At 49.2% G+C, this 25,402-nt stretch carries 35 protein-coding genes, 1 tRNA gene and 2 rRNA genes; 6 read left to right on the top strand and 32 right to left on the bottom strand.

What is annotated here, in order from left to right:
- Window positions 1-7: 7 nt before the first annotated feature.
- The 3 genes from D8682_RS17590 to D8682_RS17580 all read right to left on the bottom strand — a co-directional run bounded on the left by D8682_RS17590 (window position 8) and on the right by D8682_RS17580 (window position 4,841).
- Window positions 8-2,916 (bottom strand): 23S ribosomal RNA (locus D8682_RS17590).
- Window positions 2,917-3,135: 219 nt separating this feature from the next.
- A tRNA-Glu gene (locus D8682_RS17585) sits at window positions 3,136-3,211 on the bottom strand.
- Window positions 3,212-3,301: 90 nt separating this feature from the next.
- Window positions 3,302-4,841, bottom strand: a 16S ribosomal RNA gene (locus D8682_RS17580).
- The 16S and 23S rRNA genes sit together here with 1 tRNA gene alongside, the layout of an rRNA operon.
- Before the next feature lie 526 nt (window positions 4,842-5,367).
- Between D8682_RS17580 and D8682_RS17575 the strand changes: the two genes are divergently transcribed.
- Window positions 5,368-5,922, top strand: coding sequence for a gamma carbonic anhydrase family protein (locus D8682_RS17575; protein WP_064543005.1), 555 nt, complete (start codon window positions 5,368-5,370; stop codon window positions 5,920-5,922).
- Here the strand turns inward: D8682_RS17575 and D8682_RS17570 are convergent.
- From D8682_RS17570 to dprA, 6 genes are read right to left on the bottom strand one after another with little or no spacing between them, the layout of a single operon-like run.
- Complete coding sequence (locus D8682_RS17570) at window positions 5,898-6,155, bottom strand: DUF1488 domain-containing protein (protein ID WP_121814784.1); 258 nt, start codon at window positions 6,153-6,155, stop codon at window positions 5,898-5,900. The two genes, D8682_RS17575 and D8682_RS17570, sit on opposite strands and share 25 nt — an antisense overlap.
- Complete coding sequence (gene aroE, locus D8682_RS17565) at window positions 6,152-6,970, bottom strand: shikimate dehydrogenase (RefSeq protein WP_064543001.1); 819 nt, start codon at window positions 6,968-6,970, stop codon at window positions 6,152-6,154. Before aroE ends, D8682_RS17570 begins: the two co-directional genes overlap by 4 nt.
- A 3-nt stretch (window positions 6,971-6,973) precedes the next feature.
- On the bottom strand, window positions 6,974-7,546 hold the full coding sequence (gene tsaC / locus D8682_RS17560; RefSeq protein ID WP_064542999.1) for an L-threonylcarbamoyladenylate synthase type 1 TsaC: 573 nt from the start codon (window positions 7,544-7,546) through the stop codon (window positions 6,974-6,976).
- Between the two features lie 6 nt (window positions 7,547-7,552).
- Window positions 7,553-8,095 carry a type I DNA topoisomerase gene (locus D8682_RS17555; RefSeq protein WP_064542996.1) on the bottom strand — a complete coding sequence of 181 codons (543 nt, stop codon included), beginning with the start codon at window positions 8,093-8,095 and terminating at the stop codon, window positions 7,553-7,555.
- 24 nt (window positions 8,096-8,119) lie between these two features.
- Entirely contained in the window at window positions 8,120-8,593 is a 474-nt protein-coding gene (smg, locus tag D8682_RS17550; RefSeq protein ID WP_064542994.1) for a DUF494 family protein Smg, read from the bottom strand.
- Window positions 8,565-9,689 (bottom strand): DNA-protecting protein DprA, encoded by a 1,125-nt coding sequence (gene dprA, locus D8682_RS17545; protein ID WP_121814783.1) that lies wholly within the window; start codon window positions 9,687-9,689, stop codon window positions 8,565-8,567. Before dprA ends, smg begins: the two co-directional genes overlap by 29 nt.
- Window positions 9,690-9,817: 128 nt before the next feature.
- Here dprA and def point away from each other — a divergent pair, with 128 nt between their 5' ends.
- From def to mscL, 5 genes are all read left to right on the top strand, one after another.
- Window positions 9,818-10,327, top strand: a complete 510-nt coding sequence (gene def / locus D8682_RS17540; RefSeq protein ID WP_121814782.1) for a peptide deformylase — start codon at window positions 9,818-9,820, stop codon at window positions 10,325-10,327.
- 21 nt (window positions 10,328-10,348) lie between these two features.
- Window positions 10,349-11,296: a methionyl-tRNA formyltransferase gene (fmt, locus tag D8682_RS17535; RefSeq protein ID WP_121814781.1), complete on the top strand. Its 948-nt coding sequence runs from the start codon at window positions 10,349-10,351 to the stop codon at window positions 11,294-11,296.
- Window positions 11,297-11,372: 76 nt separating this feature from the next.
- The gene (gene rsmB / locus D8682_RS17530) at window positions 11,373-12,662 is read left to right on the top strand and encodes a 16S rRNA (cytosine(967)-C(5))-methyltransferase RsmB (RefSeq protein WP_121814780.1); all 1,290 of its coding nucleotides are present in this window, start codon (window positions 11,373-11,375) and stop codon (window positions 12,660-12,662) included.
- Window positions 12,663-12,710: 48 nt separating this feature from the next.
- Window positions 12,711-14,087, top strand: a complete 1,377-nt coding sequence (gene trkA, locus D8682_RS17525) for a Trk system potassium transporter TrkA (RefSeq protein ID WP_064542983.1) — start codon at window positions 12,711-12,713, stop codon at window positions 14,085-14,087.
- Between the two features lie 160 nt (window positions 14,088-14,247).
- Window positions 14,248-14,661: a large-conductance mechanosensitive channel protein MscL gene (gene mscL / locus D8682_RS17520; protein ID WP_064542981.1), complete on the top strand. Its 414-nt coding sequence runs from the start codon at window positions 14,248-14,250 to the stop codon at window positions 14,659-14,661.
- Here mscL and D8682_RS17515 read toward each other — a convergent pair.
- The 23 genes from D8682_RS17515 to rplP form a co-directional block, all read right to left on the bottom strand.
- Window positions 14,615-14,878 (bottom strand): alternative ribosome-rescue factor A, encoded by a 264-nt coding sequence (locus tag D8682_RS17515; protein ID WP_121814779.1) that lies wholly within the window; start codon window positions 14,876-14,878, stop codon window positions 14,615-14,617. The two genes, mscL and D8682_RS17515, sit on opposite strands and share 47 nt — an antisense overlap.
- Before the next feature lie 62 nt (window positions 14,879-14,940).
- On the bottom strand, window positions 14,941-15,360 hold the full coding sequence (zntR, locus tag D8682_RS17510; protein ID WP_064543007.1) for a Zn(2+)-responsive transcriptional regulator: 420 nt from the start codon (window positions 15,358-15,360) through the stop codon (window positions 14,941-14,943).
- 6 nt (window positions 15,361-15,366) lie between these two features.
- Entirely contained in the window at window positions 15,367-15,735 is a 369-nt protein-coding gene (locus D8682_RS17505) for a DUF1992 domain-containing protein (RefSeq protein ID WP_121814778.1), read from the bottom strand.
- Between the two features lie 114 nt (window positions 15,736-15,849).
- Complete coding sequence (rplQ, locus tag D8682_RS17500; RefSeq protein ID WP_034461760.1) at window positions 15,850-16,236, bottom strand: 50S ribosomal protein L17; 387 nt, start codon at window positions 16,234-16,236, stop codon at window positions 15,850-15,852.
- Window positions 16,237-16,276: 40 nt separating this feature from the next.
- A complete protein-coding gene (rpoA, locus tag D8682_RS17495; protein WP_034461761.1) occupies window positions 16,277-17,266 on the bottom strand; it encodes a DNA-directed RNA polymerase subunit alpha in 990 nt (329 codons plus the stop codon).
- Window positions 17,267-17,291: 25 nt separating this feature from the next.
- Window positions 17,292-17,912 carry a 30S ribosomal protein S4 gene (gene rpsD, locus D8682_RS17490; RefSeq protein ID WP_034461762.1) on the bottom strand — a complete coding sequence of 207 codons (621 nt, stop codon included), beginning with the start codon at window positions 17,910-17,912 and terminating at the stop codon, window positions 17,292-17,294.
- Window positions 17,913-17,943: 31 nt separating this feature from the next.
- Complete coding sequence (rpsK, locus tag D8682_RS17485; RefSeq protein WP_002438687.1) at window positions 17,944-18,333, bottom strand: 30S ribosomal protein S11; 390 nt, start codon at window positions 18,331-18,333, stop codon at window positions 17,944-17,946.
- A gap of 16 nt (window positions 18,334-18,349) precedes the next feature.
- On the bottom strand, window positions 18,350-18,706 hold the full coding sequence (gene rpsM / locus D8682_RS17480; RefSeq protein ID WP_034461763.1) for a 30S ribosomal protein S13: 357 nt from the start codon (window positions 18,704-18,706) through the stop codon (window positions 18,350-18,352).
- A 146-nt stretch (window positions 18,707-18,852) separates the two neighbouring features.
- Window positions 18,853-18,969, bottom strand: coding sequence for a 50S ribosomal protein L36 (rpmJ, locus tag D8682_RS17475; RefSeq protein WP_000868187.1), 117 nt, complete (start codon window positions 18,967-18,969; stop codon window positions 18,853-18,855).
- Window positions 18,970-18,999: 30 nt separating this feature from the next.
- Window positions 19,000-20,331 (bottom strand): preprotein translocase subunit SecY, encoded by a 1,332-nt coding sequence (gene secY, locus D8682_RS17470; RefSeq protein WP_034499015.1) that lies wholly within the window; start codon window positions 20,329-20,331, stop codon window positions 19,000-19,002.
- A 7-nt stretch (window positions 20,332-20,338) separates the two neighbouring features.
- Window positions 20,339-20,773: a 50S ribosomal protein L15 gene (gene rplO / locus D8682_RS17465; RefSeq protein WP_034461765.1), complete on the bottom strand. Its 435-nt coding sequence runs from the start codon at window positions 20,771-20,773 to the stop codon at window positions 20,339-20,341.
- A gap of 3 nt (window positions 20,774-20,776) precedes the next feature.
- The gene (gene rpmD, locus D8682_RS17460) at window positions 20,777-20,956 is read right to left on the bottom strand and encodes a 50S ribosomal protein L30 (RefSeq protein WP_004846568.1); all 180 of its coding nucleotides are present in this window, start codon (window positions 20,954-20,956) and stop codon (window positions 20,777-20,779) included.
- Between the two features lie 6 nt (window positions 20,957-20,962).
- A complete protein-coding gene (rpsE, locus tag D8682_RS17455) occupies window positions 20,963-21,463 on the bottom strand; it encodes a 30S ribosomal protein S5 (protein WP_034461766.1) in 501 nt (166 codons plus the stop codon).
- Window positions 21,464-21,477: 14 nt separating this feature from the next.
- Window positions 21,478-21,831 (bottom strand): 50S ribosomal protein L18, encoded by a 354-nt coding sequence (gene rplR, locus D8682_RS17450; protein ID WP_034461768.1) that lies wholly within the window; start codon window positions 21,829-21,831, stop codon window positions 21,478-21,480.
- Window positions 21,832-21,840: 9 nt separating this feature from the next.
- A complete protein-coding gene (gene rplF, locus D8682_RS17445; RefSeq protein WP_034461769.1) occupies window positions 21,841-22,374 on the bottom strand; it encodes a 50S ribosomal protein L6 in 534 nt (177 codons plus the stop codon).
- A gap of 13 nt (window positions 22,375-22,387) precedes the next feature.
- A complete protein-coding gene (rpsH, locus tag D8682_RS17440) occupies window positions 22,388-22,780 on the bottom strand; it encodes a 30S ribosomal protein S8 (RefSeq protein WP_034461770.1) in 393 nt (130 codons plus the stop codon).
- Window positions 22,781-22,810: 30 nt separating this feature from the next.
- Window positions 22,811-23,116 carry a 30S ribosomal protein S14 gene (rpsN, locus tag D8682_RS17435; RefSeq protein ID WP_034499021.1) on the bottom strand — a complete coding sequence of 102 codons (306 nt, stop codon included), beginning with the start codon at window positions 23,114-23,116 and terminating at the stop codon, window positions 22,811-22,813.
- Window positions 23,117-23,129: 13 nt separating this feature from the next.
- A complete protein-coding gene (gene rplE / locus D8682_RS17430; protein WP_034461772.1) occupies window positions 23,130-23,669 on the bottom strand; it encodes a 50S ribosomal protein L5 in 540 nt (179 codons plus the stop codon).
- 14 nt (window positions 23,670-23,683) lie between these two features.
- Window positions 23,684-23,998, bottom strand: coding sequence for a 50S ribosomal protein L24 (rplX, locus tag D8682_RS17425; protein ID WP_034461774.1), 315 nt, complete (start codon window positions 23,996-23,998; stop codon window positions 23,684-23,686).
- Between the two features lie 10 nt (window positions 23,999-24,008).
- Complete coding sequence (gene rplN / locus D8682_RS17420; RefSeq protein ID WP_002438705.1) at window positions 24,009-24,380, bottom strand: 50S ribosomal protein L14; 372 nt, start codon at window positions 24,378-24,380, stop codon at window positions 24,009-24,011.
- Between the two features lie 166 nt (window positions 24,381-24,546).
- Window positions 24,547-24,801, bottom strand: coding sequence for a 30S ribosomal protein S17 (gene rpsQ, locus D8682_RS17415; protein ID WP_121814777.1), 255 nt, complete (start codon window positions 24,799-24,801; stop codon window positions 24,547-24,549).
- Window positions 24,801-24,992: a 50S ribosomal protein L29 gene (gene rpmC / locus D8682_RS17410; protein ID WP_008457158.1), complete on the bottom strand. Its 192-nt coding sequence runs from the start codon at window positions 24,990-24,992 to the stop codon at window positions 24,801-24,803. The genes rpsQ and rpmC overlap by 1 nt, the downstream gene beginning before the upstream one ends.
- Window positions 24,992-25,402: a 50S ribosomal protein L16 gene (gene rplP, locus D8682_RS17405; RefSeq protein ID WP_008927134.1), complete on the bottom strand. Its 411-nt coding sequence runs from the start codon at window positions 25,400-25,402 to the stop codon at window positions 24,992-24,994. Before rplP ends, rpmC begins: the two co-directional genes overlap by 1 nt.

Genomic DNA, 25,402 nt, shown 5'->3' with positions numbered 1-25,402 from the left:
GTGTTGTAAGGTTAAGCCTCACGGATCATTAGTACTGGTTAGCTCAACGTATCGCTACGCTTACACACCCAGCCTATCAACGTCGTAGTCTTCAACGTTCCTTCAGGACCCTTAAAGGGTCAGGGAGAACTCATCTCGGGGCAAGTTTCGCGCTTAGATGCTTTCAGCGCTTATCTTTTCCGCATTTAGCTACCGGGCAATGCCATTGGCATGACAACCCGAACACCAGTGATGCGTCCACTCCGGTCCTCTCGTACTAGGAGCAGCCCCCCTCAATTCTCCAGCGCCCACGGCAGATAGGGACCGAACTGTCTCACGACGTTCTAAACCCAGCTCGCGTACCACTTTAAATGGCGAACAGCCATACCCTTGGGACCTACTTCAGCCCCAGGATGTGATGAGCCGACATCGAGGTGCCAAACACCGCCGTCGATATGAACTCTTGGGCGGTATCAGCCTGTTATCCCCGGAGTACCTTTTATCCGTTGAGCGATGGCCCTTCCATTCAGAACCACCGGATCACTAAGACCTGCTTTCGCACCTGCTCGAGCCGTCACTCTCGCAGTCAAGCTAGCTTATGCCTTTGCACTAACCTCACGATGTCCGACCGTGATTAGCTAACCTTCGTGCTCCTCCGTTACGCTTTAGGAGGAGACCGCCCCAGTCAAACTACCCACCAGACACTGTCCGCAACCCGGATTACGGGTCTACGTTAGAACACCAGCCATTAAAGGGTGGTATTTCAAGGTTGGCTCCACAAGAACTGGCGTCCTCGCTTCAAAGCCTCCCACCTATCCTACACATCAAGGACCAGTGTTCAGTGTCAAGCTATAGTAAAGGTTCACGGGGTCTTTCCGTCTTGCCGCGGGTACACTGCATCTTCACAGCGATTTCAATTTCACTGAGTCTCGGGTGGAGACAGCCTGGCCATCATTACGCCATTCGTGCAGGTCGGAACTTACCCGACAAGGAATTTCGCTACCTTAGGACCGTTATAGTTACGGCCGCCGTTTACCGGGGCTTCGATCAAGAGCTTCAGCTTGCGCTTAACCCCATCAATTAACCTTCCGGCACCGGGCAGGCGTCACACCGTATACGTCCACTTTCGTGTTTGCACAGTGCTGTGTTTTTAATAAACAGTTGCAGCCAGCTGGTATCTTCGACTGCCTTCAGCTCCATCCGCAAGGGACTTCACCTACCGACAGCGTGCCTTCTCCCGAAGTTACGGCACCATTTTGCCTAGTTCCTTCACCCGAGTTCTCTCAAGCGCCTTGGTATTCTCTACCTGACCACCTGTGTCGGTTTGGGGTACGATTTGATGTTACCTGATGCTTAGAGGCTTTTCCTGGAAGTGCGGCATTTGTTACTTCAGCACCGTAGTACCTCGTCATCACACCTCAGCGTTAGATAAGAGTCCGGATTTACCTAAACTCTCCGCCTACATGCTTAAACCGGGACAACCGTCGCCCGGCTAACATAGCCCTCTCCGTCCCCCCCTTCGCAGTAACACCGAGTACAGGAATATTAACCTGTTTCCCATCGACTACGCCTTTCGGCCTCGCCTTAGGGGTCGACTCACCCTGCCCCGATTAACGTTGGACAGGAACCCTTGGTCTTCCGGCGAGCGGGTTTTTCACCCGCTTTATCGTTACTTATGTCAGCATTCGCACTTCTGATACCTCCACCAGACCTCACAGTCCAGCTTCAACGGCTTACAGAACGCTCCCCTACCCAACAACGCATAAGCGTCGCTGCCGCAGCTTCGGTGCATGGTTTAGCCCCGTTACATCTTCCGCGCAGGCCGACTCGACCAGTGAGCTATTACGCTTTCTTTAAATGATGGCTGCTTCTAAGCCAACATCCTGGCTGTCTGTGCCTTCCCACATCGTTTCCCACTTAACCATGACTTTGGGACCTTAGCTGGCGGTCTGGGTTGTTTCCCTCTTCACGACGGACGTTAGCACCCGCCGTGTGTCTCCCGTGATAACATTCTTCGGTATTCGGAGTTTGCATCGGGTTGGTAAGCCGGGATGGCCCCCTAGCCGAAACAGTGCTCTACCCCCGAAGATGAGTTCACGAGGCGCTACCTAAATAGCTTTCGGGGAGAACCAGCTATCTCCCGGTTTGATTGGCCTTTCACCCCCAGCCACAAGTCATCCGCTAATTTTTCAACATTAGTCGGTTCGGTCCTCCAGTTAGTGTTACCCAACCTTCAACCTGCCCATGGCTAGATCACCGGGTTTCGGGTCTATACCCTGCAACTTAACGCCCAGTTAAGACTCGGTTTCCCTGCGGCTCCCCTATACGGTTAACCTTGCTACAGAATATAAGTCGCTGACCCATTATACAAAAGGTACGCAGTCACCCCATAAAAGAGGCTCCCACTGCTTGTACGTACACGGTTTCAGGTTCTGTTTCACTCCCCTCGCCGGGGTTCTTTTCGCCTTTCCCTCACGGTACTGGTTCACTATCGGTCAGTCAGGAGTATTTAGCCTTGGAGGATGGTCCCCCCATATTCAGACAGGATACCACGTGTCCCGCCCTACTCTTCGAGTTCACAGTATGTGCATTTTTGTGTACGGGAGTATCACCCTGTACCCTGCGACTTTCCAGACGCTTCCACTAATACACAAACTGATTCAGACTCTGGGCTGCTCCCCGTTCGCTCGCCGCTACTGGGGGAATCTCGGTTGATTTCTTTTCCTCGGGTACTTAGATGTTTCAGTTCCCCCGGTTCGCTTCGTTAAGCTATGTATTCACTTAACGATAGTGCAACGAATTGCACTGGGTTTCCCCATTCGGAAATCGTCGGTTATAACGGTTCATATCACCTTACCGACGCTTATCGCAGATTAGCACGTCCTTCATCGCCTCTGACTGCCAGGGCATCCACCGTGTACGCTTAGTCGCTTAACCTCACAACCCGAAGATGTCTCGTAAGACACAATCGTATGTTGTGAAAATTTGAGAGACTCGAACATATCGTATTCCCATTCCTTATTACGGAGGAATGAGACGACATGTCGTTTCAATTTTCAGCTTGTTCCGGATTTTTAAAGAGCAATATCTCAAACATAACTCACTGAGTTAGTTTTGAGATATTCGGTGATAATGTCTTTCACACATTATCGGAGATGGCGTCCCCAAGGGGATTCGAACCCCTGTTACAGCCGTGAAAGGGCAGTGTCCTGGGCCTCTAGACGATGGGGACACGAATAATCCTTTGCAGGATATCGCTTTTTGCTCATTTACTTTCATCAGACAATCTGTGTGAGCACTACGCAAGTTCGTATCTATTAGGTAAGGAGGTGATCCAACCGCAGGTTCCCCTACGGTTACCTTGTTACGACTTCACCCCAGTCATGAATCACAAAGTGGTAAGCGCCCTCCCGAAGGTTAAGCTACCTACTTCTTTTGCAACCCACTCCCATGGTGTGACGGGCGGTGTGTACAAGGCCCGGGAACGTATTCACCGTAGCATTCTGATCTACGATTACTAGCGATTCCGACTTCACGGAGTCGAGTTGCAGACTCCGATCCGGACTACGACGCACTTTATGAGGTCCGCTTGCTCTCGCGAGGTCGCTTCTCTTTGTATGCGCCATTGTAGCACGTGTGTAGCCCTACTCGTAAGGGCCATGATGACTTGACGTCATCCCCACCTTCCTCCAGTTTATCACTGGCAGTCTCCTTTGAGTTCCCGGCCGAACCGCTGGCAACAAAGGATAAGGGTTGCGCTCGTTGCGGGACTTAACCCAACATTTCACAACACGAGCTGACGACAGCCATGCAGCACCTGTCTCAGAGTTCCCGAAGGCACTAAGCTATCTCTAGCGAATTCTCTGGATGTCAAGAGTAGGTAAGGTTCTTCGCGTTGCATCGAATTAAACCACATGCTCCACCGCTTGTGCGGGCCCCCGTCAATTCATTTGAGTTTTAACCTTGCGGCCGTACTCCCCAGGCGGTCGACTTAACGCGTTAGCTCCGGAAGCCACTCCTCAAGGGAACAACCTCCAAGTCGACATCGTTTACGGCGTGGACTACCAGGGTATCTAATCCTGTTTGCTCCCCACGCTTTCGCACCTGAGCGTCAGTCTTTGTCCAGGGGGCCGCCTTCGCCACCGGTATTCCTCCAGATCTCTACGCATTTCACCGCTACACCTGGAATTCTACCCCCCTCTACAAGACTCTAGCCTGCCAGTTTCGAATGCAGTTCCCAGGTTGAGCCCGGGGATTTCACATCCGACTTGACAGACCGCCTGCGTGCGCTTTACGCCCAGTAATTCCGATTAACGCTTGCACCCTCCGTATTACCGCGGCTGCTGGCACGGAGTTAGCCGGTGCTTCTTCTGCGAGTAACGTCAATCGCCAAGGTTATTAACCTTAACGCCTTCCTCCTCGCTGAAAGTACTTTACAACCCGAAGGCCTTCTTCATACACGCGGCATGGCTGCATCAGGCTTGCGCCCATTGTGCAATATTCCCCACTGCTGCCTCCCGTAGGAGTCTGGACCGTGTCTCAGTTCCAGTGTGGCTGGTCATCCTCTCAGACCAGCTAGGGATCGTCGCCTAGGTGAGCCATTACCTCACCTACTAGCTAATCCCATCTGGGCACATCTGATGGCAAGAGGCCCGAAGGTCCCCCTCTTTGGTCCGAAGACGTTATGCGGTATTAGCTACCGTTTCCAGTAGTTATCCCCCTCCATCAGGCAGTTTCCCAGACATTACTCACCCGTCCGCCGCTCGTCACCCAGGAGCAAGCTCCCTGTGCTACCGCTCGACTTGCATGTGTTAGGCCTGCCGCCAGCGTTCAATCTGAGCCATGATCAAACTCTTCAATTAAAAGCTTGATTTGCTTCAACTCGTGAAGCGGTGCTCAAAAATTAACTTTCGTAGTACTTCTTTAGTTAAACAAGTCAACTAAATGAATTACTGCTTGGTCACTCTTCAAGACTTGATATTTTTTTGATACCCGAAGGTATCTGAGATATCAATCCTGCGAGTGCCCACACAGATTGTCTGATAAATTGTTAAAGAGCAGTGAGTTACGCGCTTTCGCTTGCTAACTCGAGGTGGCGTATATTACGCTTTCCTCTTTCAGAGTCAACCCTTAATTTCAGGATATTTGACTCTCATCGCCGCCGTTACTCTGTGATGTTGTTCACATGTTCCGTGTCGATGGAGGCGCATTATAGGGATCTCTTTTTATTGCACAACTCTTTTTTCGATCTTTTCTTCCGACTGATTAGTTTTCGCCCTTTTCGCTGTGATCGTGTTCGATCTGCCCTGTTTTTGATGCTTTACCTCCTTGCCATAGGCTAAGAAAGCAGCCACAGTCTATCTATAAAGAGAACTGTCAGAGGTATTTATGTCCGCAGTATTACGACCTTTCCAAAAAACTTATCCTGAAATAGGCCAGCGCGTGATGCTTGATAGCTCAAGTGTTGTCATTGGTGATGTGCGCCTTGCCGATGATGTGAGCATTTGGCCATTAGTCGCTATTCGCGGCGACGTAAACTATGTGGCTATTGGCGCACGTAGCAATATTCAAGACGGTAGTGTGTTACATGTCACGCATAAGTCTTCTTATAACCCGGAAGGTAATCCGCTTGTTGTTGGGGAAGATGTGACTGTTGGGCATAAGGTTATGCTGCACGGCTGCACGATCGGAAACCGCGTGCTTGTGGGGATGGGATCGATTTTGCTTGATGGTGTAGTAATAGAAGATGATGTCATGATCGGTGCGGGAAGTTTGGTACCGCAGAATAAGCGTCTTGAAAGTGGTTACCTCTACTTGGGCAGCCCGGTAAAACAGATCCGTCCTTTAAAATCTGAAGAACTCGAAGGCTTAAAATACTCAGCCAATAACTACGTTCGCTGGAAAGATGAGTATCTCGCTCAGGAAAGCCAGACGCATCCTTGATTGTCCTCTTCACCTGCGGCAATTAGCTCCTCAGCTTCATCTTCCAGATCCCAGCGGTTTTGCCGAAAAAGCTCGAGCCATGATTCTTTATTATCGCCACCATAACGGCTGGCGATAATTTCCCCGGTAATCGCACACATCACCTGAAAACCATTTACTAATGCAGGGAAACAGATCGCCTGAAGTTGATCGTCCCATTGTTCACGGTCGGGAAATTGGATCGCCTGGTTCACTGCGCCATTTCCTGCTTTAGCTTCTCTATAACTGGGGCGATTTCAGGTAACACACCGTGCCACAAGAAAAAGGCATGCGCAGCCTGCCCCACCAGCATCCCCAAACCATCTGCATAATGTTGAACGCCGTGCTGTTTACACCAATGCAAGAAGGGGGTTTCGCCCTTTTGGTAGAACATGTCGTAGCAATGAACATTGTGCGAAAGCAACGATGCTGGAATAGCAGGAATGTCACCGGCAATACCACTGGAAGTCGCATTAATGATGAGATCAAATTGATGCCCCTCCAGTTCAGATTGTTCTAAAGACTGGATGCTGCCCATATGGTTAAACAATTGTGCGAGTTCCTGGGCCCGTGAAAAGGTGCGATTGGTGATCGTCACTGCGCAATCAAGCGAGAGCAGCGGCAATAGTACGCCTCTTGCCGCGCCACCAGCGCCAAGCAACAAAACACGTCGGCCCGGTTCTATAAGCGATAAGCGTTCGAGATCGGTTAATAACCCAATCCCATCGGTGTTATCGCCTAACAGACGACCATCTTCCAGGCGCTTGAGGGTATTTACCGCACCAGCTAACGCAGCGCGTTCTGTTAGCTCATCCGCACGAGCGAATGCCTGTTCTTTGAAAGGGACCGTAATGTTGATTCCTTTACCGCCCGCCAGGAAAAAGTGCTCAAGTGTTTCAATAAAAGCATCAACAGGCGCAAGCACGCGGCCATAGGGATGCTCAATTTGTAATTGCTCAGCAAACATCTGATGAATTTGCGGAGATTTGCTGTGCTGAATGGGATTACCAAAAACGGCGAAGGTTTCCATTATTTACCCCTGGCGGAAAAGTTCGCCGGTCAAAGCGTCACGGATTTCAGAAGGATTCTGTCTGCCACCGGTATCGCCACGTAGCACCGGGAAATCATCGCCAAATTGCAGCAAGACTTCATCGGCAGTACGGCAAGGCGGCAGCCCGGACAGATTGGCACTGGTAGACACCAAAGGTTTGCCATAAGCCAAACACAGCTCACGAACCAATGGGTGGTCAGTCACCCTCACCGCTAAAGACTCAAATCGGCCTGTTAGCCAGCGCGGTGTGGATGGCAGTGCAGGAAAGACAAAGGTCACAGGCCCCGGCCAGCAGGAAAATACTGCATCTCGCTGCATTTGAGTCAGGGTTGCACTATCTATATAAGGAAGAAGCTGCTCGAAATTCGCAGCGATCAGAATCAGACCTTTGTCGACGGGGCGATGTTTTAGTTCAAGCAAACGCATGACGGCCACTTCGCTGTCGGGATCACAACCGACACCAAAGACAGCTTCGGTTGGATAAGCGATGACTTGTTGTTGTTTTAGGGCGGCAACGATCTCTACGAGTTGCTCTGATTGCAGGTTTGTCTTCACAAGCTTTTATTCCGCCGTTACCGGCTTTCCACATTGTTTACTGGCACAGAATTGCTTTAGCCCCTGCGCCGTTTTCTTTTCGATAAGTAAAGGATAGTGACATGCAGTGCATTCACCAGCCACCGGTTTGCTATTTATAACAAACTGGCATGTTGGATAGCAGTCGCACGACCAAAAGGTTTTGCCGAATCGAGAGCGTCGCTGGACTAATTTCCCTTGCTGGCATTGAGGGCAGCTGATTGCTGTTTCATCAGGCTTGTCGATGACTTCCGAGTGTTCACACGTTGGATAATCACTACAACCGATAAACATGCCAAAACGCCCCTGCCGCAACACAAGGTTTTTCTGGCATACAGGGCAAAGCTGACCTTCAAGCACTTTAACTACGTGGCCATCAGCCTGGCTTTTTAGCGGGCGTACATAATCGCATTCCGGATAATGGGAGCAGCCAAGAAAAGGGCCGTGTTTACCGGAACGAATGACTAACCCTGCCCCACATTGAGGGCAGGGTTCATTTTTAGGCACAGTGAACAGTGCTGATTTGGTCATAACATCTCATGCTGCGACTTTAATTTAGTGCAGCATACCTTCATTTACTTCGAAGAGTAATTCTTCCATTTGTTGGTAAGCGTTTTCGCAACCCGGAATATTGAACAGCACCATCAGCACCACCCACTTTAAATCTTCCAGCTCGAACTCGGCGGTGTCTAATGCTAATACTCGCTCAATGACCATTTCACGGGTTTCGAGGTTCAGCACCTGAATCTGTTCAAGGAACAGTAAAAACCCCCGACAAGTTGCATCAAGTCGCTGGCATTCATCTGCGGTATACATACGCATTGAAAGTGGGTCAGCGGCCAGTTGCATGGGTTCAGTCAGACCTTCCTGATAGTCCGCCAGTTTTTCAAGCCATACAAGAGCGTTATAAATGTCTTCATGATCAAAACCGGCGTCGGCGAGATCACGTGTCAATTTATCTTGATCAACTCGCATTTCCACTTCGTTGTGGATGTAGGTTTCAAATAAGTACATTAGTACGTCGAACATGGCATGCCCTCCTCAATCGGACATAGCCGCCGGGTACAGCTGCGATCCATCCTGCTAACTCCAGTTCGAGTAGCTGGGCTACCGTCTCTGGCACAGGTTGGCCGGCACGTTCAGCGACGACGTCAACAGGTGTAACCTCATCTCCTACGTTAGCCAACAGCTCAGGAAATGGCAATGTGCGATCCCCCTCATTGTGTGAATATATTAATGCTTTGTGAGGTGAAGGAAGCCATTGCAGTTCGTTTTCCAGGTGCTCGAGTATGTCCGAAGGATGGCTTACCAGTGTAGCGCCTTGCTTAATCAACCAGTGTGGCCCTTCACTGCCGGGACTACCCACTGCGCCTGGTAACGCAAACAGTTCCCTGCCTTGCTCGAGTGCATAACGGGCCGTGACCAGCGATCCACTGCGCTCACTGGCTTCGACAACAAATACCGCACGACTCAGCCCACTGATGATGCGATTTCTGCGCGGAAAATTGCCTGGATAGGGAGAGGTCGTTAGAGGAAATTCAGAGATAATCGCCCCTCCTTCCGCAATTATCTGTTCGGCCAATTGCTTATGGCGCCTGGGGTAAATTCCAGCCAGCCCATTCCCCAACACCGCGATGGTTTTCCCGTGAACGTTTATTGCCGCGCGGTGCGCCACCGCGTCAATACCCAGAGCCAAACCACTGGTTATCGTTAATCCGGCAGTAGCTAATGGTTCGCAAAACATCCGGCACCACCACTCACCATATTGGGAAATATTGCGATTACCCACTACGGCGAGTTGGTTACTGGAAAGAAGCTCAATATCCCCCCTGACAAATAAAGCTGCCGGGTAGCAATCTATTGCACGCAACTGAGCTGGATAATGCTCACAGTCGGCCGTGAGAAGATGATGATCAGGTACTTCAAGCCAGTCCAATGACTCTTCCAGTTCTTTGCCACTAAATTCCAGAAAATGAGAAATCTGCTGGGTAGATAAGCCTGCTCTCGTCAGAGAAACAACCGAACACTCAGGCTCCTTCAACAAGAAATGGGCAATTTTTAATAGCTTATCGCCACTCAGGCTTTGAACCGCCATTAGACGTAACCAGATCTCTTTTGGTGGCATCTCATCCTCCTGCCATAAGCTATAAAAGCAATCCTTGCGATTGGTCACTGATGCTGTCAATCAGGCCGGGAAATGTCTAGAATAGAGGTAATAATCTTTCTATCAATTGAACACAGCTCTGGATATTTATGTCAGTTTTGCAGGTATTACATTTCCCGGACGAGCGCCTTCGCACTGTGGCGACTCCGGTCAAAGAGGTGAATGCGGAGATTCAGCAGATTGTCGATGGCATGTTCGAGACAATGTACGCTGAAGAAGGTATTGGCCTTGCAGCAACACAGGTGGATATCCACCAACGAATTATTGTGATTGATGTTTCTGAAAACCGCGACGAGCGCCTGGTTTTAATCAATCCAGAGCTGCTGGAAAAAAGCGGTGAAACCGGCATCGAAGAGGGTTGCCTATCTATTCCAGAACAACGTGCGTTAGTGCCTCGTGCCGAACGAGTCAAAATCCGTGCACTGGACCGTGAAGGTCAGCCGTATGAACTAGAAGCCGATGGCCTGCTTGCTATTTGTATTCAGCACGAAATGGACCATCTGGTTGGCAAACTGTTTGTCGATTACCTTTCACCGTTGAAACGTCAGCGTATTCGTCAGAAACTGGAAAAAATGGCTCGTCTGAATAAGAGCGCCTAATCCATCACAAAAGGGAATAATGTGTCTGATTCACTGCGTATTATTTTCGCCGGTACCCCTGACTTTGCAGCGCGTCATCTTGACGCCCTGTTGTCTTCTCAGCACCAGGTTGTTGGCGTATTTACACAACCCGACAGGCCCGCTGGGCGTGGCAAAAAGCTGATGCCGAGCCCTGTAAAAGTACTGGCGACTGAAAAGAATATCCCCGTTTTTCAACCCGCCTCTTTACGTCCGGCCGAAAATCAGGAACTGGTTTCCAGCTTGAACGCCGATGTCATGGTGGTTGTAGCTTACGGCCTGATTCTGCCAAAAGCAGTTCTGGATATGCCACGCCTGGGCTGTATTAATGTTCATGGCTCGCTGCTGCCACGCTGGCGTGGTGCGGCACCTATCCAGCGGTCGTTATGGGCTGGTGATGCCGAAACTGGCGTGACCATTATGCAAATGGACGTGGGTCTGGATACTGGCGATATGCTGGTGAAATTCTCCTGCCCAATTGAAGCCACTGATACCAGCGCAACACTCTACGATAAGCTGGCAAATCTTGGGCCACAAGGGTTACTGGAAACGTTAAACCAACTGGCTACAGGGCTTGCAACACCAGAAGTTCAGAGCGAGGAATTGGTCACGTACGCTGAGAAACTCAGCAAGGAAGAGGCTCGTATCGACTGGTCGCTATCTGCTGCACAACTTGAGCGTTGCATCCGCGCCTTTAACCCATGGCCAATGAGTTGGCTGGAAATTGACGGCCAACCAGTCAAAATCTGGCAAGCATCAGTAATCAATCAACTCACTGACGCAGCGCCTGGAACCATCATTGAAACCAATAAACAGGGTATTCAGGTGGCAACCGGCGAAGGGATTTTAAATCTGGAATCCCTTCAACCAGCAGGAAAGAAAGCAATGACTGCTCAGGATCTCCTGAACTCTCGCAGCGAATGGTTTAAGCCAGGTGCACTTCTCGCCTGATAAAAGAAATTCTTTGCGCCCAGGCCAAACACCTGGGCATTTTTGTTTTTAAGCGCCGGAAAACCAGAGCGTGGTTATGAAAAAAACACTAAATCTTCGCAGTATGGCCGCACAGACGATTGAACAAGTTGTGGAAAAAGGTCAATCACTCAGCAATGTGCTGCCTGCGGCGCAACACAAAGTTTCTGATAAAGATAAAGCATTGCTTCAAGAGCTCTGTTTTGGTGTATTGCGCACTTTGCCGCAACTCGAATGGCTGGTCAGCAAGTTGATGTCCCGCCCAATGACCGGTAAGCAACGCACCATTCACTATTTAATTATGGTGGGTTTTTATCAGCTGCTTTATACCAGAATTCCTGCCCATGCCGCTCTTGCAGAAACCGTTGAAGGTGCGGTTGCAATTAAACGCCAATCGCTCAAAGGTTTAATTAATGGCGTTCTGCGCCAGTTCCAGCGTCAGCAAGAAGAACTGATGGTAGAAGCCTCTAAACACGAGAGCCGTTTCCTGCATCCAACATGGCTACTGCAACGTTTGAAAAAAGCCTATCCAAATCAATGGCAATCCATAGTTGATGCGAATAATCAGCGCCCACCAATGTGGCTGCGTGTTAATCGCCAACACCATACTCGTGAAGAATGGATGGCGTTACTGGCTGAAAGCGAACTGGAAGGTCATATTCATCCTCAGTATCGCGATGCGGTACGCCTGGAAACGCCAGCACCTGTTCATACCTTACCTGGTTTTGAACAAGGGTGGGTTACCGTTCAGGATGCTTCAGCACAAGGTTCGGTAGATCTACTTGATCCGCAAAATGGTGAGATGATCCTTGATTTATGTGCAGCACCTGGCGGCAAGACGACTCATATTTTGGAAGCAGCCCCTAAAGCGCATGTGATGGCGGTCGACATTGATGAACAACGTCTGAAACGTGTACACGAAAACCTACAGCGCCTGGGTATGACAGCAGATGTGAAATCTGGTGATGGACGATTTCCTGAACAATGGTGCGGCAACCAACAATTTGACCGTATTCTGCTTGATGCTCCTTGCTCAGCTACCGGTGTTATTCGCCGCCATCCAGATATCAAGTGGTTGCGCCGTGACAGGGACATTGCTGAATTAGCTGAGTTGCAGAAAGAGATTCTTGAGGCTATTTGGCCAAGACTAAAATCGGGTGGCACACTGGTTTATGCTACCTGCTCTATCCTGCCAGAAGAAAACTGGCAACAGGTAGCGGCTTTCCTGGCACAGCATCCGGAAGCACAACTGGTTGAAACCGGTACGCCTGAAAAACCAGGGATCCAGAATCTCCCTTCCCCGGAAGATGGTGATGGCTTCTTTTACGCTAAGCTAATTAAAAGCTGATTCAGGTTTGCTGAGTCTTAGGTTTCATCACCAATGAAGCTATAAAAAATGAAAATAATCATTCTCGGTGCGGGCCAGGTCGGCGGCACACTGGCAGAAAACCTGGTAGGTGAAAACAACGACATTACTGTTGTTGATACCAATCAAGATCGTCTGCGCAGCTTGCAAGATAAGTTTGATTTACGCGTTGTGCAGGGGCATGGCTCGCATCCGCGCGTTTTGCGTGAAGCCGGCGCAGATGATGCCGATATGCTGGTCGCAGTAACCAGTTCGGACGAAACGAATATGATTGCCTGCCAGGTAGCGTATTCGCTTTTTAATACTCCAAATCGTATTGCGCGTATCCGTGCTCCAGATTATGTGAGGGATGCCGAGCGCTTATTTAACGCCGAAGCGGTGCCAATTGACCACCTAATCGCACCTGAACAGCTAGTTATCGACAATATCTATCGCCTTATTGAGTATCCAGGTGCGCTACAGGTTGTTAATTTTGCCGAGGGAAAAGTTAGCCTTGCAGTGGTGAAAGCCTATTATGGCGGCCCGTTAGTGGGCAATGCACTTTCTACTATGCGTGAGCATATGCCGCATATTGAAACTCGCGTTGCTGCTATTTTCCGACACGACAGGCCAATTCGTCCGCAAGGTTCAACTATTGTTGAAGCCGGGGACGAAGTATTTTTCATTGCCGCTTCTCAGCATATTCGAGCGGTAATGAGTGAATTACAACGGCTCGAGAAACCCTATAAGCGTATCATGCTGGTCGGTGGAGGGAATATTGGGGCGGGTCTCGCGCAACGTCTTGAAAAAGACTACAGCGTTAAACTCATTGAGCGTGATTCGCAACGCGCGGCCGAACTGGCTGAAATGTTGCAAAACACTATTGTTTTCTATGGTGATGCCTCAGATCAGGAATTATTAGCCGAAGAACATATTGAACAAGTCGATTTGTTTATTGCCGTCACTAACGACGATGAAGCAAATATTATGTCCGCGATGCTAGCGAAGCGTATGGGTGCCAAGAAAGTTATGGTGCTTATCCAGCGCAAAGCCTACGTTGACCTGGTTCAAGGTAGCGTGATTGATATTGCTATTTCACCACAACAAGCCACCATTTCGGCTTTGCTCGGGCACGTGCGTAAAGCCGATATCGTCGGTGTTTCCTCTCTGCGTCGAGGTGTAGCTGAAGCGATTGAAGCCGTTGCTCATGGTGATGAAAGTACTTCACGAGTTGTCGGTCGTTCAATTGATGAAATAAAACTTCCACCAGGAACAATTATTGGCGCAGTTGTACGTGGTAATGACGTCATGATCGCTAATGACAATTTGCGTATTGAACAAGGCGACCATGTAATTATGTTCCTGACAGATAAGAAATTTGTCAGCGATGTAGAAAGATTGTTCCAACCAAGCCCATTCTTCTTGTAATACTATTTGGCGGGGAATTTCTCCGCCAAGCTATTCCAACAACTCTAAAAACCACCATGTTATTAAGGAATTAACATCAAAATCTTATTACCATAATGTAATGGCAATCGGGTTATCATTTGTTAAACTTATTAACGTCAGCCAGTACAAGGAGAGAAAAATGAGCATGTTAAAAGAATTCCGCGAATTTGCTATGCGTGGGAACGTTGTAGATTTGGCAGTGGGTGTGATTATTGGGGCAGCATTCGGGAAAATTGTTTCATCATTGGTTGCGGATATTATTATGCCGCCACTTGGATTGCTGATTGGGGGCGTTGATTTTAAGCAATTCGCCTTAATTCTACGACCTGCGGCTGGTGATATTCCAGCAGTGGTTATGCATTACGGTATCTTTATTCAAAATATCTTTGATTTCGTGATTGTTGCTTTCGCAATTTTCCTGGCAATCAAAGGAATGAATCAATTGAACCGCAAAAAAATAGAAGAACCTGCAGCGCCAGCGGCACCAACTAAAGAAGAAGTATTACTTAGCGAAATCCGCGACCTGCTAAAACAACAGAACGAGCGAGTTTAATTGCGCTAATTAAACGAGGAAGGCCAGTGGTAAAAAAGCAATTTGCTTGTTTGCCACTGGCCTCCCAGTTACCTTTTTTACCACGCTTAACAGTACGCTGATAGCTTCCCTTCCCTTTCTTATTCTGCTCAACTCGCTGACGAAACAGCGGGTCATGTAACAAAGCCTCAATGGCATTATCTTTGATGACCCCTTTCTTATGCTGGTATTTACACATACAAACTCCAGATTGTTTAAAATAACGGCGCAAGTGTATGCCCGTATTTGCTGAATCGCAATTTATTCTTTTCTCCGACTTGCACCTTGTTCAAGGGCCTCAAGAATTGAACAATATGCAGTGCTGTGAGCACTTCCACAACAAGCATCATTGAGTCTCTGCAACGATCGTCGCATATGCTGAAGTTCTTTTATTTTAGACTCCACTTCTACAAGCCTCGACTGCACGATGCTCTTTGACTCCTGACACGTGTGATGTTCAGGATCAATTCGGATCGACAACAACTCGCGGATAGTTTCCAGTGTAAAACCTAATTGCTTGGCGTAACGAATGAACTTCAGACGCTGCAAATCACTTTCACTATAAAGCCGAAAACCACCTTCAGTTCTGACTTCATGATCCATCATTTGCTGTTTTTCATAGTAACGTATGGTGTCAGGAGTTACATCCGCCAGTCTGGCCAACTCTCCAATGCGAAACATGATCATTCATTCCTCATCAATTTTATGAAGTAATTTGTCGGCATATTCACCGCGAAGAAAATCGGTGCTCATACCTGCCTGTTGCAGTTTTAACTCAAGTAATGCCAGTTTCTTACTTATACCCAGGTACTCTGAATTTTCTCTGTCAATTGAATGAAGAAGCTCATTTAGCTCAATGGCATCTTTTCGTTGCTGGAGTGCCGGAGGTAAACAACCCGAGTTTTTCAAAATACGCCAGGCTACTCGAAGCTCTGGTGGAATAAATGAATCATCGTCGAGTTTAAGAGGAGAACCCGAGCCCCGTAGAGAGTCAAACTCCCCATTGCGTTGCGCATCAAGAATATGACGTTCTGACCACTGGTCGATTAACCACATAACTTATGTCGGCGTTTGTTAGAGATGAAATAAAGATACGATGAATTGATGCATGAAGGGAAACTACAGATATAAAAAAACCGGGCAAGCCCGGTTTTTCCATGTTACTACAGATTACTCTGCAGCAGCTTCTGTTTGAGACTCGGCGCGATCAACCAGCTCGATGTAAGCCATCGGAGCATTGTCACCTGCACGGAAGCCACACTTAAGAATACGAGTGTAACCACCAGTACGGGCTGCAAAACGCGGACCCAGTTCATTAAACAGTTTTGCCACGATCTCGTTATCACGAGTACGGGCGAATGCCAGACGACGATTAGCAACGCTATCAGTCTTGGCAAGAGTAATCAGCGGCTCAACTACGCGACGCAGCTCTTTCGCTTTAGGCAGAGTCGTCTTGATGATCTCATGACGAACCAGTGAACCTGCCATATTGCGGAACATAGCCTGGCGATGGCTGCTGTTGCGGTTCAGTTGACGACCACTCTTACGATGGCGCATGACCTTATCCTTCTCAGTAAAACCTTAACCTGTGATCCGGTTACTCGTCAGCGATGCTTGCCGGTGGCCAGTTTTCCAGGCGCATGCCCAGAGACAAACCACGGGAAGCCAGCACATCTTTAATCTCAGTAAGAGATTTTTTACCCAAGTTAGGCGTTTTGAGCAGCTCAACTTCGGTACGCTGTACCAGATCACCGATATAGTGGATAGCTTCTGCCTTAAGGCAGTTAGCAGAGCGGACAGTCAATTCCAGATCGTCAACAGGGCGCAGCAGGATCGGATCGAATTCTGGTTTCTCTTCTTTAACTTCTGGCTGACGTACATCACGTAAATCAACGAAAGCTTCAAGTTGTTCAGCCAGAATGGTTGCCGCACGACGAATCGCCTCTTCAGGATCGATTGTGCCGTTGGTTTCCATTTCGATGACCAGCTTATCCAGGTCGGTGCGCTGTTCTACACGCGCAGCTTCAACATTGTAGGCAATTCGCTCTACAGGGCTGTAGCAGGCGTCGACCAGCAGACGGCCGATTGGGCGCTCATCTTCTTCCGAATGAATTCGGGCAGAGGCCGGCACGTAACCGCGACCGCGCTGAACTTTGATACGCATACTAATAGATGCGTTCTCATCGGTCAGGTGGCAGATCACATGCTGCGGCTTGACGATTTCGACATCACCATCATGGGTGATATCGGCTGCAGTCACAGGGCCAATGCCAGACTTATTCAGAGTAAGAATAACATCATCTTTACCTTGAACTCTCACCGCCAGCCCTTTCAGGTTGAGCAGGATTTCCAGGATATCCTCCTGAACGCCTTCTTTGGTGCTGTACTCGTGTAGTACACCATCAATCTCAACCTCTGTCACCGCGCAACCCGGCATCGATGAGAGCAGAATACGGCGCAGTGCATTACCAAGAGTATGGCCAAAGCCACGCTCTAAAGGCTCAAGGGTCACCTTGGCGTGCGTCGAACTCACTTGCTCGATATCTACCAGGCGCGGTTTTAGAAACTCTGTCACAGAACCCTGCATTGTGTCCTCTCTTTGGTACTAAGCTTTACTTGGAGTAAAGCTCGACGATCAGGTGTTCGTTAATGTCCGCAGACAGATCAGTACGCTCAGGCTTACGCTTGAACACACCTTCCATCTTAGCAGCATCAACTTCCAGCCAGGTTGGCTTTTCACGCTGTTCAGCCAGCTCCAGAGCGGCCTTCACGCGAGATTGCTTTTTGGCTTTCTCACGGATGCTAACTACGTCATTCGGAGTTACCTGATAAGAAGCGATGTTAACAACGCGACCATTTACCATTACTGCTTTGTGGCTAACGAGCTGACGTGATTCTGCACGAGTAGCACCGAAGCCCATACGGTAAACAACGTTGTCAAGACGACCTTCCAGCAGAGCCAACAGGTTTTCACCGGTGTTGCCTTTCAGACGAGCTGCTTCTTTATAGTAGTTACGGAACTGACGCTCCAGAACACCGAACATGCGGCGAACTTTTTGCTTTTCACGCAACTGCACACCATAGTCAGACAGACGCGGTTTACGCGCACCGTGCTGGCCAGGAGCTTGTTCAATTTTACACTTGGTATCGATCGCGCGAACACCAGACTTCAGGAACAGGTCTGTGCCCTCGCGACGGCTCAGCTTGAGCTTAGGACCCAAATATCTTGCCATTTTCTTTCTCCAACATTCCTAAAAACGAGCGTTATACGCGACGTTTTTTCGGCGGACGACAACCGTTGTGAGGGATCGGAGTCACATCAGTAATATTAGTGATGCGGAAACCAGCGGCGTTCAGAGCACGAATGGTAGATTCGCGGCCTGGACCCGGTCCCTTAACCATAACTTCCAGGTTCTTGATACCGTATTCTTTCACGGCTTCTGCGCAACGCTCTGCTGCAACCTGAGCTGCGAACGGAGTCGATTTGCGAGAACCACGGAAACCGGAACCACCGGCAGTTGCCCAACCCAATGCGTTACCCTGACGATCAGTAATAGTAACGATAGTGTTGTTGAAAGAAGCATGGACATGAGCCACGCCGTCAGAGACTTGTTTTCTTACACGCTTACGTGCACGAATTGGTGCCTTTGCCATTATTCAATCACCCCGATTATTTCTTGATCGGTTTGCGCGGACCCTTACGGGTACGTGCGTTGGTCTTCGTACGCTGACCGCGCACTGGCAGACCACGACGATGACGCAAACCGCGATAGCAACCAAGGTCCATCAGACGCTTGATGCTCATACTCACTTCACGGCGCAGATCACCTTCAACGACAAATTTGGCAACTTCGTCACGCAGCGTGTCGATTTGTTCTTCAGACAGCTCTCTGATCTTAACATCTTCAGCGATACCCGCCGCGGCACAAATTGCCTTTGAGCGAGTCTTGCCGACACCGTAAATCGAAGTTAACGCGATTACGGTATGTTTTTGATCAGGAATGTTAATGCCTGCTATACGGGCCACTATGCACTCCTACTATTTAGATTATGCGTCCCATACCGAAAAGCCCGTTTTCAGGATACTCAAATGGAAACGCATAGACATACAAAAGATTGGCTGGCTAATCTAGCCAGCTCAACCCAACTTTGCAAGAAAAATATGCGAGATAATCAGCCTTGACGCTGTTTATGCTTCGGTTCGGCGCTGCAAATCACGCGAATAACACCGTCACGCTTAACGATTTTGCAGTTACGACATAATTTCTTGACGGAAGCACGAACTTTCATTTTTACTCTCCGTAACTTCTCAAGCGACTATTAACGGCCGTAGCCTTTCAGATTCGCTTTCTTCAATGCAGACTCGTACTGACTAGACATCATCAGAGTTTGCACTTGAGCCATAAAGTCCATGATAACCACGACAACAATGAGCAGCGAGGTTCCACCGAAGTAGAAAGGCACTTTCATTGCGTCACGCATGAACTCCGGGATTAGGCAGATAAAGGTAATGTACAACGCACCAACCAAGGTCAGGCGGGTCATTACTTTATCAATATACTTCGCCGTTTGTTCTCCCGGACGAATTCCTGGTACAAATGCACCGGACTTCTTCAGGTTATCTGCTGTTTCACGAGGGTTGAAAACCAACGCCGTATAGAAGAAACAGAAGAAGATGATTGCAGACGCATAGAGTAACACATAAAGCGGTTGCCCAGGCTGCAAATACAGCGAAATTGTAGTCAGCCAGTTCCAACCGGTTCCGCCCCCAAACCACGATGCAATCGTTGCAGGGAACAGAATAATACTGGAAGCAAAGATTGCTGGAATAACACCAGCCATATTCACTTTCAGCGGTAAATGCGTGCTCTGCGCAGCATAGACACGACGACCTTGTTGACGTTTTGCGTAGTTTACCACAATGCGGCGTTGACCACGTTCAACAAAAACAACGAAGAAGGTCACTGCGAATACTAGTACTGCAACCAACAGCAACAGAAGGAAGTGCAGGTCGCCTTGCCTTGCTTGCTCGATAGTATGGCCAACGGCCGGCGGCAAACCCGCAACAATACCAGCGAAGATTATGATTGAGATACCGTTGCCGATACCACGCTCAGTAATCTGTTCGCCCAGCCACATAAGGAACATCGTTCCCGTGACAAGACTCACAACAGCGGTGAAGTAGAATGCAAAGCCTGGGTTTAACACCAGGCCCTGCATACCAGGCATATTCGGTAAACCGGTAGCAATACCGATTGACTGGAATATTGCCAGCACCAGAGTTCCGTAACGGGTGTACTGACTAATCTTACGACGGCCAGATTCCCCTTCCTTCTTCAACTCTGCTAACGCTGGGTGAACCACCGTTAACAGCTGGATAATAATCGATGCCGAAATATACGGCATGATACCCAATGCAAAGATAGAAGCACGGCTGAGAGCACCACCAGAGAACATGTTAAACATTTCAATGATAGTGCCTCGCTGTTGCTCAAGCAGTTTGGCAAGTACAGCGGCATCAATACCAGGGATCGGAATAAAAGAGCCAATGCGGAAAACAATCAGCGCACCGATAACAAACATCAGTCTGCGTTTCAGCTCACCAAGCCCGCCTTTAGCACTTTGAAAATCTAATCCCGGTTGCTTTGCCATCTGCTACTTATTCCTCGATTTTACCGCCAGCAGCTTCGATAGCAGCACGAGCGCCTTTAGTGACACGCAGGCCGCGAACAGTTACCGGACGAGAAACCTCGCCAGACAGAATCACTTTCGCGAATTCAATCTGAATACCGATAATGTTTGCTGCTTTCAGCGTGTTCAGGTCAACTACGTCGCCTTCAACTTTCGCCAGATCAGAGAGACGAATCTCACCGGTGATCATTGCTTTGCGAGAGGTGAAACCAAACTTCGGCAGACGACGGTACAACGGCATCTGACCACCTTCAAAACCACGACGTACGCCACCGCCAGAACGAGAGTTCTGACCTTTGTGACCACGACCGCCGGTTTTACCGAGGCCAGAACCGATACCACGACCCAGACGCTTGGAAGCGTGCTTAGACCCTTCGGCCGGAGACAGAGTATTTAAACGCATCTCTTACTCCTCAACTTTAACCATGTAGGAAACCGCGTTGACCATACCACGTACAGCAGGAGTATCCTCGCGCTCTACGGTGTGGCCAATACGACGCAGACCCAGGCCAAGCAGCGTTGCCTTGTGTTTCGGCAGACGACCGATTGCACTGCGGGTTTGTGTAATTTTAATAGTCTTTGCCATGGTCAATTACCCCAGAATTTCTTCAACGGATTTACCACGCTTGGCAGCGACCATTTCCGGAGACTTCATATTCGCCAGGCCATCAATAGTTGCACGAACCACGTTAATCGGGTTGGTGGAACCATATGCTTTAGCCAAAACGTTATGAACTCCAGCGACTTCCAGAACGGCGCGCATTGCACCACCGGCAATAATACCGGTACCCTGGGAAGCCGGCTGCATGAACACACGAGAACCTGTGTGCACACCTTTAACAGGGTGCTGCAGGGTGCCGTGGTTCAGCGCGACGTTAATCATGTTGCGACGGGCTTTTTCCATCGCTTTCTGGATAGCTGCTGGAACTTCACGCGCTTTTCCGTAACCAAAACCAATGCGACCGTTACCATCGCCAACCACTGTCAGAGCAGTGAAGGAGAAAATACGACCACCTTTAACGGTTTTAGATACGCGATTTACCGCGATCAGCTTTTCCTGCAGTTCGCCAGCTTGTTTTTCGATGTGAGCCATCTTACACCTCTACCTTAGAACTGAAGGCCAGCATCACGGGCAGCATCTGCCAGTGCCTGGACACGACCATGATATTGGAAACCAGCACGGTCAAAGGATACTTTCGTAATGCCTTTTTCCAGTGCGCGCTCTGCAACAGCTTTACCCACAGCTGTAGCGGCGTCTTTATTTCCAGTGTACTTCAGTTGCTCAGCGATAGCTTTCTCTACAGTAGATGCAGCTACCAGGACTTCTGAACCGTTTGGTGCGATAACCTGTGCATAAATATGACGAGGCGTACGGTGAATCACCAGACGAGTCGCACCCAGTTCTTTGAGCTTGTGACGTGCGCGGGTCGCACGACGGATACGAGCAGATTTCTTATCCATAGTGTTACCTTACTTCTTCTTAGCCTCTTTGGTACGCACGACTTCGTCGGCGTAACGAACACCCTTGCCTTTATAAGGCTCAGGACGACGGTAGGCGCGCAGATCAGCAGCCACTTGTCCAATCATCTGCTTATCAGCGCCTTTCAGCACGATTTCAGTTTGAGTTGGACATTCAGCAGTGATTCCCGCTGGCAGAGCATGTTCAACAGGATGAGAGAAGCCCAGGGCCAAACTCACCGCATTGCCTTTAACTGCTGCGCGATAACCTACACCAACCAGCTGCAGCTTCTTAGTGAAGCCTTCGGTAACACCGATAACCATTGCATTTAACAGCGCACGAGTGGTACCCGCTTGGGCCCACGCGTTAGCAAAACCTTCGCGCGGAGCGAAAGTCAGTGCATTATCAGCGTGTTTAACTTCAACAGCATCGTTGATTGTACGAGTCAGCTCGCCGTTCTTACCTTTGATCGAAATAACCTGACCGTTGAGTTTTACCTCTACGCCAGCAGGAATAACGACCGGTGCTTTAGCAACACGAGACATTTTATTCCTCCAATTAGGCTACGTAGCAGATAATTTCGCCACCAAGACCAGCTTGGCGCGCTGCACGATCAGTCATAACACCTTTAGAGGTAGAAACGACAGCAATACCCATACCGGCCATAACTTTAGGCAGCTCATCTTTTTTCTTATAGATGCGCAGACCTGGGCGGCTGACTCGCTGAATGCTCTCTACCACAGCCTTGCCCTGGAAATACTTAAGAGTCAGTTCCAGTTCAGGCTTGATGTCGCCTTCGATTTTAAAATCTTCAATATAGCCTTCTTCTTTCAGCACGTTGGCAATTGCCAATTTCAGCTTGGAGGAAGGCATGGTGACCGCAACTTTATTCGCGGCTTGACCGTTACGGATACGGGTCAGCATATCCGCGATCGGATCTTGCATGCTCATCTGTCTTTACTCCCGTGATTCAATTGGATATTACCAGCTAGCCTTCTTCAAGCCAGGTACTTCACCGCGCATAGCGGCTTCACGAAGCTTGATACGGCTCAACCCGAATTTGCCCACATAACCATGCGGACGACCAGTTTGGCGGCAGCGGTTACGCTGACGGGACGGGCTGGAATCACGCGGCAGAGACTGCAGCTTAAGAACAGCATCCCAACGATCTTCGTCGGATGAGTTCACACCAGAGATGATAGCTTTCAATTCCTCGCGTTTAGCGCGGTATTTGTCGGCCAGTTTCACGCGAACGACTTCGCGTGCTTTCATCGATTGCTTAGCCATTAGTAACCCTACCTTACTTACGGAATGGGAAGTTAAAGGCTGCCAGCAGAGCACGGCCTTCATCATCAGATTTCGCAGTAGTGGTAATGGTAATATCCAAACCACGAACGCGATCGACTTTGTCATAGTCGATTTCTGGGAAGATGATCTGCTCACGGACACCCATGCTGTAGTTACCACGGCCATCGAATGACTTAGCGGACAAGCCACGGAAGTCACGGATACGCGGTACAGCAATGGTGATCAGGCGCTCAAGAAACTCCCACATGCGTTCGCCACGCAGAGTTACTTTACAGCCGATCGGATAGCCCTGACGGATTTTGAAGCCTGCAACTGATTTGCGTGCTTTGGTGATCAACGGCTTTTGACCGGAGATTGCTGTCAAGTCAGCTGCTGCGTTATCCAGCAGTTTCTTGTCAGCGATCGCTTCACCCACACCCATGTTCAGGGTGATCTTCTCGACCCGAGGGACTTGCATGACAGAATTGTAGTTAAACTCAGTCATGAGTTTTGTAACTACTTCGTCTTTGTAGTAATCATGCAGTTTCGCCATCGTACTACTCCAAATTACTTGATAGTTTCGCTGTTAGATTTGAAGAAACGGACTTTTTTGCCCTCTTCGAATCTAAAGCCTACACGGTCAGCCTTGCCGGTTGCCGCATTGAAGAGTGCAACGTTAGAAACTTGAATAGCAGCTTCTTTTTCAACGATGCCACCTGGTTGGTTCAGGGCCGGAACCGGCTTCTGATGTTTCTTAACCAGGTTAATACCTTCAACAATAAGCTTGCCGGAAGACAAGACATTCTTAACTTTACCGCGCTTACCTTTATCTTTACCGGTTAACACGATAACTTCGTCATCACGACGGATTTTAGCTGCCATGATTCGCTCCTTAGAGTACTTCTGGTGCCAGAGAGATAATTTTCATGAACTTTTCATTACGCAGTTCACGAGTTACCGGCCCAAAAATACGCGTGCCGATTGGTTGCTCGCTGTTATTGTTTAAAATAACGCATGCATTACCATCGAAGCGAATGACAGAACCGTCCGGGCGACGAACACCCTTCCTGGTGCGCACCACTACCGCTTTCAGGACATCGCCTTTCTTCACCTTACCACGAGGAATTGCTTCCTTGATGGTAATTTTGATGATGTCGCCGACGCCTGCGTAGCGACGGTGCGAGCCACCCAGAACCTTGATACACATTACGCGACGCGCGCCGGAGTTGTCGGCTACGGTCAGCATAGTCTGTTCTTGGATCATTTCAGTGCTCCGCTAATGTCAACTACTACTTCGGGACCCATAATTAGGTCGTTAAAAAGCCCCATAAACGAGGGCGCGGCATTATAACACCGGTTCCTGAATATGGGTAGAAAAAATAAACGGCTCATTTACTGAGCCGTTTATTCGTTAGACAAAGCTCACTGTATTACAGAACAGCTTTATCTACAACGCGAACAAGCGTCCAGGACTTAGTCTTGGACAGTGGACGGCATTCGCGGATTTCAACCACGTCACCGATACCACATTCATTGCTCTCGTCATGTACGTGCAGTTTGGTCGTACGTTTGATGAATTTGCCGTAAATCGGGTGTTTCACCACACGTTCGATAGCAACAACGATGGATTTCTCCATTTTGTTGCTAATCACGCGACCTTGCAGAGCACGGATTTTATCGGTCATTACGCACCCGCCTTCTGAGTCAATAAAGTCTTAACACGTGCAACATCACGACGCACTTGCTTCAGCAGGTGAGTCTGTTGCAGCTGGCCACTTGCTGCTTGCATACGCAGATTGAACTGCTCACGCAGCAAATTCAGCAGCTCGGTGTTCAGCTCTTCAACACTCTTTTCACGCAGCTCTTTTGCTTTCATTACATCACCGTCTTAGTTACAAAGGTGGTTTTAATCGGCAGTTTCGCTGCTGCCAGCTTGAATGCTTCACGGGCCAGCTCTTCTGGTACGCCGTCCATTTCATACAGGACTTTGCCAGGCTGAATCAAGGCAACCCAATACTCTACGTTGCCTTTACCTTTACCCATACGCACTTCAAGCGGCTTTTCGGTGATCGGTTTGTCCGGGAATACACGGATCCAGATCTTACCCTGACGCTTAACTGCACGGGTCATTGCACGACGTGCTGCTTCGATCTGACGTGCAGTCAGACGACCACGGCCAACAGCTTTCAGACCGAAAGTGCCGAAGCTAACATCCGTACCAGCAGCCAGACCACGGTTGCGGCCTTTGTGCACTTTACGGAATTTTGTACGCTTTGGTTGTAACAC

This window comes from Buttiauxella sp. 3AFRM03, assembly GCF_003675305.1.
GTDB classification, from domain to species: Bacteria; Pseudomonadota; Gammaproteobacteria; order Enterobacterales; family Enterobacteriaceae; genus Buttiauxella; species Buttiauxella ferragutiae.
Note: the sequence above shows the minus strand (reverse complement) of the source record. Positions and strands in the feature narration are given on the sequence as shown.